The sequence below is a fragment of the Saccharothrix sp. genome, from assembly GCF_031180885.1.
Taxonomy (GTDB): Bacteria; Actinomycetota; Actinomycetes; order Mycobacteriales; family Pseudonocardiaceae; genus Actinosynnema.
This window is the reverse complement of sequence record NZ_JAPSLK010000002.1, coordinates 431,617-441,358: the sequence shown is the minus strand read 5'-3', so window position 1 is coordinate 441,358 and position 9,742 is coordinate 431,617. Positions and strand designations below refer to the sequence as shown.

10 protein-coding genes are annotated in these 9,742 nt (G+C 72.7%); 7 read left to right on the top strand and 3 right to left on the bottom strand.

Annotated features, from left to right (window positions below; all coding sequences use genetic code 11):
- Positions 1–94 precede the first annotated feature (94 nt).
- The 5 genes from RIN75_RS06105 (at position 95) to RIN75_RS06085 (ending at position 5,215) form a co-directional block, all read left to right on the top strand.
- A complete protein-coding gene (locus tag RIN75_RS06105) occupies positions 95–637 on the top strand; it encodes a molybdenum cofactor guanylyltransferase (protein ID WP_309110779.1) in 543 nt (180 codons plus the stop codon).
- 74 nt (positions 638–711) lie between these two features.
- Positions 712–1,743 (top strand): MoxR family ATPase, encoded by a 1,032-nt coding sequence (locus RIN75_RS06100; protein WP_309110778.1) that lies wholly within the window; start codon positions 712–714, stop codon positions 1,741–1,743.
- A 59-nt stretch (positions 1,744–1,802) separates the two neighbouring features.
- On the top strand, positions 1,803–2,684 hold the full coding sequence (locus tag RIN75_RS06095) for a DUF58 domain-containing protein (RefSeq protein ID WP_309110829.1): 882 nt from the start codon (positions 1,803–1,805) through the stop codon (positions 2,682–2,684).
- Positions 2,684–3,649, top strand: a complete 966-nt coding sequence (locus RIN75_RS06090) for a VWA domain-containing protein (protein ID WP_309110777.1) — start codon at positions 2,684–2,686, stop codon at positions 3,647–3,649. Before RIN75_RS06095 ends, RIN75_RS06090 begins: the two co-directional genes overlap by 1 nt.
- Before the next feature lie 993 nt (positions 3,650–4,642).
- Positions 4,643–5,215, top strand: coding sequence for a DUF5655 domain-containing protein (locus tag RIN75_RS06085; protein ID WP_309110776.1), 573 nt, complete (start codon positions 4,643–4,645; stop codon positions 5,213–5,215).
- Here the strand turns inward: RIN75_RS06085 and RIN75_RS06080 are convergent.
- The 3 genes from RIN75_RS06080 to RIN75_RS06070 are packed head-to-tail and all read right to left on the bottom strand — an operon-like array spanning position 5,212 to position 8,108.
- On the bottom strand, positions 5,212–6,087 hold the full coding sequence (locus RIN75_RS06080; RefSeq protein ID WP_309110775.1) for a TAXI family TRAP transporter solute-binding subunit: 876 nt from the start codon (positions 6,085–6,087) through the stop codon (positions 5,212–5,214). The genes RIN75_RS06085 and RIN75_RS06080 overlap by 4 nt on opposite strands.
- Positions 6,084–7,439, bottom strand: coding sequence for a HAMP domain-containing sensor histidine kinase (locus tag RIN75_RS06075; RefSeq protein ID WP_309110774.1), 1,356 nt, complete (start codon positions 7,437–7,439; stop codon positions 6,084–6,086). The genes RIN75_RS06080 and RIN75_RS06075 overlap by 4 nt, the downstream gene beginning before the upstream one ends.
- Positions 7,440–8,108: a response regulator transcription factor gene (locus RIN75_RS06070; protein ID WP_309110828.1), complete on the bottom strand. Its 669-nt coding sequence runs from the start codon at positions 8,106–8,108 to the stop codon at positions 7,440–7,442.
- Positions 8,109–8,164: 56 nt separating this feature from the next.
- Between RIN75_RS06070 and RIN75_RS06065 the strand changes: the two genes are divergently transcribed.
- A complete protein-coding gene (locus RIN75_RS06065; protein WP_309110773.1) occupies positions 8,165–8,890 on the top strand; it encodes a GAF and ANTAR domain-containing protein in 726 nt (241 codons plus the stop codon).
- A gap of 139 nt (positions 8,891–9,029) precedes the next feature.
- Positions 9,030–9,731: a hypothetical protein gene (locus RIN75_RS06060; RefSeq protein ID WP_309110772.1), complete on the top strand. Its 702-nt coding sequence runs from the start codon at positions 9,030–9,032 to the stop codon at positions 9,729–9,731.
- Positions 9,732–9,742: the final 11 nt, after the last annotated feature.

The following is a 9,742-nucleotide window of genomic DNA, read 5'->3' as shown; positions in this document are numbered from 1 at the left end:
GCGTCCCACGCGTCGTCCACACCGGGGATCATCACACCCCGAGCCGGGTGCCGTCGGGAACGCGCGTTCCCGACGGCACCCGGCTCGGGGTGTGATGATCCCCGGTGTGGACGACGCGTGGGACGCCGTGGTGCTCGCCGGTGGGCGCGGCAGCCGGCTCGGCGGGGTGGACAAGGCGGCGGTCGAGGTCGGCGGGCGCACCCTGCTCGACCACGCCCTGGACGCGGTGCGCGGTGCGCGCCGGATCGTGGTCGTGGGGCCCGAGAAACCCGTGGCCGGCGTCGTGTGGACCCGTGAGGAACCGCCGGGCGGGGGACCGGTCGCGGGGCTGGCCGCCGGGCTCGCCCAGGTCAGCGCGCCCCGGGTGGTGGTGCTGGCCGTGGACCAACCGAGGGTCACCGCCGCCACCGTGGCCCGGCTGCTGGCCGGGGGAGGTTCCGCCGTCCTGGTCGACGCCGAAGGCCGCGAGCAGTGGCTGACCGGGGTGTGGCGCACGGCCGACCTGCGCGCGGCGCTGCCCGAGGACCCGCGGAACCGGTCCATGCGGTCCGTGGTCGCCGCACTTCTACCCGTCCGGGTCGAGGGTTCACCCGAAGAGACCAGTGATGTGGACACGCCGGGTGATCTCGGGCGTTAGGACCCCTTCACAAGCGCCACACCGCCGACAGGGAAGACTTGGGCACCGTCGCACAACCCCGTCGAGGAGGACCGTTGTCCGAGCCCGCCGCCGAGGCGCCCAACACGCCGGCTCGTGACGCCCAGTTGCTCGAACGCACCGTGTTCGAGGTCAAGCGGGTGATCGTCGGCCAGGACCGGCTCGTCGAGCGCATGCTCGTCGGCCTGCTGGCCAAGGGCCACCTGCTGCTCGAAGGCGTGCCCGGCGTGGCGAAGACCCTGGCCGTGGAGACGTTCGCGAACGTCGTCGGCGGCTCGTTCTCGCGCGTCCAGTTCACCCCGGACCTGGTGCCCGCCGACATCCTCGGCACCCGCATCTACCGGCAGGGCAGCGAGAGCTTCGACGTCGAACTCGGCCCGGTGGTGGCCAACTTCGTCCTCGCCGACGAGATCAACCGCGCGCCCGCCAAGGTGCAGAGCGCGATGCTGGAGGTCATGGCCGAGCGGCACGTGTCCATCGGCGGCAGGACCTTCCCCATGCCCAACCCGTTCCTGGTGCTGGCCACCCAGAACCCCATCGAGAACGAGGGCGTCTACCCGCTGCCCGAGGCGCAGCGCGACCGCTTCCTGTTCAAGATCCAGGTCGAGTACCCGACCGCGGAGGAGGAGCGGGAGATCGTCTACCGGATGGGCGTCGAGCCGCCCGTCCCGCACCAGGTGCTCAGCCCCGAGGAACTGGTCCGCCTGCAGGGCGTGGCGTCCAAGGTGTTCGTGCACCACGCGCTGGTCGACTACGTGGTGCGGCTGGTCATCGCGACCCGCGCGCCCAAGGAGCACCAGCTCACCGACGTCGCCGGCTGGGTCGCCTACGGCGCCTCGCCGCGCGCCTCGCTGGGCATCATCGCCGCCGCGCGTGCCCTGGCGCTGGTCCGGGGTCGGGACTACGTCCTGCCCCAGGACATCGTGGACGTCGTGCCGGACGTGCTGCGGCACCGGCTCGTGCTGTCCTACGACGCGCTGGCCGACGGCGTCCCGCTGGACCACATCATCACGCGGGTGCTCCAGACCGTGCCGCTGCCGCAGGTCTCCGCCCGTCCTCAGGCGCCGCAGCCCGCGGGTAGGCCGTGACCTCCGAGGAGACGTCCGCGCGGCCGTCCTGGGCGCCGCCGGTCCTGCACGGCGGTCGCATGGAGGCCGCGCTGCGCACGTTGGAGCTGGAGGTCCGGCGCCGGCTGGACGGCCTGCTCCAGGGCAACCACCTGGGCCTGGTGCCCGGACCCGGTTCCGAACCCGGCGAGGCCCGGCCCTACCAGCCCGGTGACGACGTGCGCCGGATGGACTGGGCGGTCACCGCGCGCACCACCGTGCCGCACATCCGGGAGACGGTGGCGGATCGCGAGCTGGAGACGTGGGTCGCGATCGACCTGTCCCCGTCGCTGGACTTCGGCACGGCGGTGTGCGAGAAGCGCGACCTGGTCGTGGCTGCTACGGCGGCTGTGGCTCATTTGACCAGGGGTGGCGGCAACCGGATCGGTGCCCTGGTGTCGACGGGCGAGAAGATGGTTCGCGTGCCTGCCCGGGGTGGGTTGGCGCACGCGCGTGGCCTGATCCGGAAGGTGGCCGAGACGCCTCGTGCGCCGGAGGGCACGCGGGGTTCGTTGGCGGAGTTGGTCGAGCAACTGCGCCGGCCGCCGCGTCGGCGTGGGTTGGTCGTGGTGATCTCCGACTTCCTGGGTGGCATGGAGTGGCAGCGTCCGCTGCGCGCTTTGTCGGCGCGGCACGACCTGGTGGCCATCGAGGTCGTGGATCCGCGTGACATCGACTTGCCGGAGGTCGGGACCGTGGTGTTGGCCGACCCGGAGACCGGTCGGCAGCGCGAGGTCGTGGCGTCGCCGTTGCTGCGCCGGGAGTTCGCGGCGGCGGCGGCGGAACATCGCGCGGCGGTGGCGGCCGGGTTGCGGCAGGCCGGTGCCGGGCACCTGGTGCTGCGGACGGACTCGGACTGGATCGCCGACACGGTCCGGTTCGTGGTGGCCCGCAAGCGCCGCTGGTCGGGAGGGGTGGCCTGATGAGCTTCTCGGGTTTCACCGCGCCGTGGTGGTTCCTGCTGCTGATCGCGGTGGCGGGCGTGGCGGCGCTGTACGTGGTGATCCAGCGGGTGATGCGCAAGCGGATGCTGCGCTTCGCGAACCTGTCGATGCTGGAGAAGGTTGCCCCGAAGCGGCCGAGTTGGTGGCGTCACGCGCCCGCCGCGGTGTTGTTGGTGGCGTTCATCTTGCTGACTGTCGCGTTGGCCGGGCCGACCGCGGAGCAGAAGGTGCCGCGGAACCGGGCGACGGTGATGTTGGTGATCGACACGTCGCTGTCCATGAAGGCGACGGACGTGCAGCCGTCGCGGTTGGAGGCGGCGCAGGTCGCGGCCAAGTCGTTCGCGGAGGGGTTGACGCCGGGGATCAACCTGGGGCTGATCTCTTTTGCGGGGAGTGCGACGGTGCTGGTCGCGCCGACGACGGACCGGGGTGCGGTGACGCAGGGCATCGACGGTCTGAAGCTTGCCCAGGCCACGGCGACGGGTGATGCGATCGTGGCGGCGTTGGCGGCGATCGACTCGTTCGGCAAGGTGGTGGGCGGCGCGGACGGTCCGCCGCCGGCTCGCATCGTGCTGATGACCGACGGCAAGGAGACGGTCGGTACCCGGCGGGCTTTTGATGCGGCTGAGGACGCCAAGAAGGCGGGCGTTCCGATCTCCACGATCTCCTTTGGCACCGAGGATGGAGTGGTCGAGATCGAGGGTCGCCGGCAGGAGGTGCCGGTGGACGACGACTCGATGAAGGAGATCGCGAAGCTGTCGGGGGGCGAGTTCTTCAAGGCGGCCAGCGCCGAGGAGTTGCGGCGGGTGTACGACACGTTGGGTGAGCAGATCGGGTACGAGAAGAAGCAGGCGGACGCGAGTCGTCCTTGGGTCGTCTTTGGCACTTTGGCCGCTTTGGTCGCTGTCGCCGGCGCTCTGCTTTTGGGCCAACGTTTGCCTTGATTTGCGCTTCGCTTCTTGGGATGCGCTTCGCGCTCTCAGGACTGACGCGCTGACGCTCTCAGGACGCGCTGACGCTCTCAGGACTGACGCGCTGACGCGCTCTCAAGCTGGACGCGCTTCGCGCTCTCAAGATCAAAAGCGGGCCTGGAGGCCCCCGGGGGCGGAAGGGCTGCGGCCTCCCCCCGCACGACCTGCCGGAGGCAACCACCCTTTGGTCTTCTCCGCAACCGGAAAAGCTGGTTGCGGAGAAGACCAAAGCGCGGTTGGGCTGCGCCCAGGCCGTACGGGGGGAGACCGAAGCCCTTCCTTGGGCTGTGCAGCCCGAGCCCGAGCATGGCGGCGCCTTCGGCGCTCGGCAGGTCTTGTCGGTGTGTCGGCGCTCGGCAGGGCGTGTCGGGATGTCGGGATGTCGGCAGCGCGTGTCGGGATGTCGCAGGCCGTGTCGGGATGACGGCAGGCCGTGCGGATGTGCTTGCGTGCGGCCTACGAAGGGAATTGTCGGTACCCCGTGCGATGATCGAAGCGGGGGCCGGAGGCCACGCCCGGCTAGGCCGCGCGCCGGGCAGCCGCGCCTGGGTTTTGTCGGCGGCCTCGTCCACCGCGTCCGCCAGCCACTCGCCCGCCAGCCACTCGCCCATCCCGCCAGCCCGCCCGGTCCCGCCAGCCCGCCCCGTCCCGCCAGCCCGCCCCGTCCCGCCAGCCCGGCCTGCCCCGCTGGCCCGTGCGCCCACCCGGCCCACCCGGCCAGCCGGCCCACCCGGCCAGCCGGCCCACCCGGCCAGCCGGCCTGGCCAGGCCAGCCGGGCCGGCCAGGCCTGCTGGCTTGGCCCGTCCGTCCGGCCGCCCACTCGCCGTCCGCCGGCCGGCCCGCCGCGTCCGCCGGCGAGCCCGCCCCGTCTGCCACCCCCTCCACCCGCCCTCCACCCCCTCCACCGACCAAGCCCACGTATCCGTCGTATCGCGAGCGGGCGGGGTTGGCGGCAGGATGAGGGCATGGTGCAGGTGAAGAACTGGCGCGAGATGGTCGACTGGTCCGCGGACCTGTTGCTGCGCACCACCGGCGAAGGGGTTCCCGAGTGGAACCGGCGGGTCCTGGAGTCGGGGGCCGCCACCGAGCTTGAGCTGCGCGACTGGTTGCGGGACCGCCAGGTCACCGGGTACGCGCAGATGCTGCTGGTCATGGAGCGCTTCGGCTACCCCGACTTCATGGCCGCCTCCTCCGACGAACTGGTCGACCGCCAGTACGCCGACCGGCCCGAACTGCGCCCCATCCTCGACCGACTGCTCGCCGAAGCCGCCCTCCTCGGCCCGATGCACGTCCAAGCCCGCAAGACCTACGTCGCCCTCGTCTCGCCCCGCCGCACCTTCGCCATCGTCAAAGCCTCCACCCGCACCCGCGTCGACCTCGGCCTCCGGCTCGCCGGCCACCAACCCGAAGGGCGGCTGGAAGGGGCCACCTCCCTCGGGAACGACACCATCACCGTCCGGATCGCGATCTCCAGCGCCGACGACATCGACGACGAGACCCTCGCCTGGCTCCGGCACGCCTACACCGGCAACTGCTAACCGTGCAGGTCCCGGTACGTCTCGGCGGCACCGGGGTGCAGCGGTAGCCCCGCGGTGCCGATGAGGCTGCGGACGTCGAGGAACTGGGTGCCCAGCGCCTGCTCGGGCACCAGGGCCGCGGCCCGGGACACCAGGGTCCGGGTCACCTCGGCGCCCAGGTCGTCGGGCAGGGAAGCCCGGCACACCAACAGGTTCGCCACCCCGATGGTGGGCACCTCGCGCACCGCCCCGTACACCCCGACCGGCACGGGGACCTGCTCGTACACCGACCCGTGCGCCGCCCGCAGACCGCCGAGCAGACCCGCCAGGGGCAGCAGGCGGATGTTCGACAGCCTGGCCAGGGTGGGTGTCGGCACGCCACCGGACCACAGGAGGGCGTCGATCCTGCCCTCCACCAACGCTTGCGCCGCCTCGGCCAGCCGCAGGTGCTCCACGTGCACCGACCGGTCCAAGCCGGTGGTGGCCAGCATCCGTTCGCCGGACAGGGAAGCGCCCGACCCGGCCGCACCCAGGGACACGCGGCGTCCGGCGAGGTCCATGACGCTTTGGGCCGGGTCGTCCTGGCGCACGACCAACTGGAGGTAGTTCTCGTACACCCGGCCCAGGGCGCGCAGTTCGAGCGCGGGGTCGGCGGTGCGGGCCGAGTCGGCGAGGGCCAGGGCGATCTGGGCGCGGCCGTCGCGGAGCAGTTCCAGGTTCGACAGGCTGCCCTGGGTTTCCACGACCTCGGCCGGCAGTTGGGCCGCGAGCAGGGTGGCGAAGTCGTAGTACAGGCCGCCCTTCTCGCCGGCGGCGATGCGCAGTCCGGCGGCCGAGGAGCCGGAGGTGCAGCCGGCGGCCAGCAGTGCGAGGAGGAACAGGCGGCGGTTCACAGGGTCGGCTCCAGGGGGAGGACGACCCGGGCCACCAAGCCGTCCGCAGTGGACAGTTCGAGGGTGCCGCCGCGTGCGCGGACCAGGCGGTCGGCGATGGCCAGGCCCAGGCCGGTGCCGGGCTGGTCCGTCCGGCCGCGCCAGAAGCGTTCCGTGGCAAGGGAAAGCTCCTCGGCGGTCATCCCGGGGCCGTCGTCGGTGACCTGGAGCCAGCCGACGCCCGCCGCACGGTCCGCGCCCAGGGTCACCCGGACCGTGCCGCCGTACTTGAGCCCGTTGTCCAGCAACACGTCCAGCACTTGGGCCAGGTCGGATTCGGGGCACCGGACCAGGATCGGGACCTGCGGGGCGGGTGGGACGGGCACTTGCCAGAAGTCTGCGCGGTCGGCCACGACCACGCCCAGGTCGGCCAGCTCCGGTTCGCGTCCGCCGGCGGCGACCTCGGTGGCCGTGCTCTCCGCGGACGCCAACGCCAGCAAGCCGTCCAGCAGCGACTCCAGCCGCTCGAACTCCGCCACCCCGGCCTGGTAGACCCGCCGCCCCTCCGGCTTCACCTGACCGCTCAACGTGTCCATGCGCAACCGCAGCGCCGCCATCGGGTTGCGCAACTGGTGCGAGGCGTCCGCGATGAGCCGCCGCTGCTGGTCCGCCGCCTCGGTCACCGCGTCGGACATCCGGTTGAACGACTCCGACAGCTCCCGCACCTCGGGCGGACCGCTGCGCTCGGGCACGTGCGCCCGCCGCTCGCCCGCCGCCACCGCCCGCACGCCCACCGCGAGGTCCGCCAACGGTTTGAGCAGCCACCGCGCCAGCGCCAGCACCAGCAGCACCGACCCCACCGCCGCCGCCAACGCGCCCGCCAGCACCATCAGCCACCGCGACATCACGTCCCCGGCGGCCCGGTCCAGCGACGCCCGCAGCACCACCGCGCCCGCCACCCGGGTCCCCGTCCCGACCGGCCGCGCGAACACCACCGTCCCCGTCGACCACGGCTTGATCGTCGGCACGGCCGGCGCGGGCTGGTTGCGCAGCGCCGCGTCCAGCACGTCGGCCAGCGCCGGGTCGTCGGCGGTCAGCCCGGCCTGCGCCACCGGCTGCCGGCGGGCGTCCACCACCACGACCGGCTCCCCGTACAGGGCCACGTACGCGGTGACCTCGTCGACCAGGGCCGCGTTGTCGCCGGAGGTCTCCGCCTGCTGCGCCAGCGCCGCGAACCGGTCCAGGTCGGCGGTCCGGCTGATCAGGAACCGCTGGGTCCGCTCGGTCGCGGTCGCCGACAGCAGCGGCACCGCGAACGCGGTCACGGCGGCGGCGGAGAACAGCAGCAGCACCAGCAGCAGTCGGCGGCGCATCTAGTCCCCGTCCCCGGAGGCCAGCCGGTAGCCGAACCCGCGGATGGTGGTGAGCAGGCCCGGCCGGTCGAGCTTCGCGCGCAGCCCCGCCAGGTGGACGTCCAGCGACCGCGACACCGCCAGGTACGCGTCGCCCCACACCTCGTCCATGAGCTGCTGCCGGCTCACCGCCGTGCCCGCCCGCCGCGCCAGCGCCGCCAGCACGTCGAACTCCTTGGTGGTCAGCGGCACCTCCGCCGACCCGACCACGACCCGCCGGCCCTCCAGGTCGATCGACACGTCCCCGACCCGCACCAGCCGGTCCGCCGGCCCCACCCGGACGCTGCGCCGCGCCACCGCGTCCATCCGGGCCAGCAGCTCACCCAGCCGCACCGGTTTCACCAGGTAGTCGTCCGCGCCCAGGCGCAGCCCGCGCACGATGGACCGCTCGTCGCCGCGCGCGGTCAGCACCAGCACCGGGGTCTGCGCCACCTTGCGGATCTTGCGCAGCACCTCCAGCCCGTCGGTGTCGGGCAGGCCCAGGTCCAGCAGGAGCAGGTCGAAGTCCCGGTGCGCGGTCAACGCGTCCGAGCCGCGCCGGACCCGCCGCGGGTGGTGGCCGTTGGCCTCCAGCGCCTCCACCAACGCGTCGGCGACGCCGTCGTCGTCCTCGACCAGCAGCACGCGCACCACGACCACCCCCTTCGGTAGCGGCGATTATGGCTTGTGGGGTGTAAACAGTGCTGGTGAGCATCGAAGACAGAGCGCCGGCCTCGCAGCTGGACGAGGCCAGCGAGGCGTTCGAGCACCTCGCGGCCGTGCTGGCCGACGAGCAGCCGCTGGGCGAGGTGCTCCAGCAGCTGGTGGAGTCGGCCTCCCGGGTCATCTCCGACGCGGAGAACGTGTCGGTCACCGTCGTCGGCCCGGAGGGCGCGCAGACGGCCGCGGCCACCGACGAGAAGGTGCTGGCGATCGACGCCGACCAGTACGCCGCCGGCAACGGCCCGTGCCTGGAGGCTTCGCGGATCGAGCGGCCGGTGCGGGTGGGCGTGGCCGAGGCGCGCGAGAAGTGGCCCGAGTTCGCCGCGGCGGCCGAACGGGCGGGCGTGAAGGCGTACCTGTCCGCGCCGCTGATGGTGGACGGCGCGGTGCTGGGCGCGCTCAACCTCTACAGCTCCGAGTCGCGCGCCTTCGACCCGTTCGACGAGGCCCTGCTGCGGCTGTTCACCACCGCCGCGTCCACCGCCATCACCGGCTTCCGGCGCTACGAGCGGTCGCGGGAGCTGGTCAAGAGCCTGGAGCGGGCGCTGGAGTCGCGGGCCGAGATCGACCAGGCCAAGGGCGTGCTGATGGCGGCGCACGGGGTGAGCGCGGACGAGGCGTTCGCGACGCTGGTCGCCGAGTCGCAGACCAGCAACACCAAGCTGCGGGTGGTGGCGCGCAACCTGCTGGACTCGGTGCGCAAGCCGTAGCTTTGTCACCGGGTTGACAATTCCGGTGCGGTGGGTTTGCGCATTCGTTCGGAGCTGTGCGCGGGCTGATCCGAATTGTTCTCCCGGTGGTTACAGTGACCCGGTCGGCGATTTCCGCTCGAGATTTCCGGGGAGAAGCATGCGCGCCCACCGCGTCGTCCTGGCCGCCCTGGCCGCCGCGTCCCTGTCCGCCTGCTCCGGCGGGTCGTCCTCGTCGGGGATGCGGACCTTCGACAGCCCGCAGGCGTTGGCCGAGGCCAACCGGGTGGCGGCGGAGGGCAAGCAGTCGGTGACCGTCGACCTGGACCTGGCGACCAACGGCAAGGGCAGCTGCGGGCTGCGGACCGCGGACTACTCGGCCGCGTGCGAGATCTCGGTCGCGGACGCCGAGAAGGTCGCCTACGTGATGGTGCCGGACGGGATCTTCGTGCGCATCCCCGACGGCCAGGCGCCGCAGCCGGACAAGCCGTGGCTGAAGCTCGACCCGGCGGACACGCGCAACCCGCTGGGGCAGGCGATGGCGGACGTGGCCGTGCACATCCGGGACTCCGCCGACATCCGCAAGGCGCTGCCCGAGGGCGCGCGGCTGGTGGAGAAGGCGGAGGAGGCGGTGGACGGCCGGCAGACCGTCCGGTACACCGCCCACGTGACGGTGAACGGGCAGGCGTCGGTGCTCAAGCTGTGGGTGGACGACGCGGACCTGCCGGTGAAGACCGAGCTGCGCACGCCGGTCCCGGACGGCGAGCCGGTGACCACCACGGCGGTGTTCCGCGATTGGGGCAAGCCGGTCACCATCACCCCGCCGTCGCCCGACCAGCTGACCAGCCTCCCGACCCCGTGAATCGTTGACGA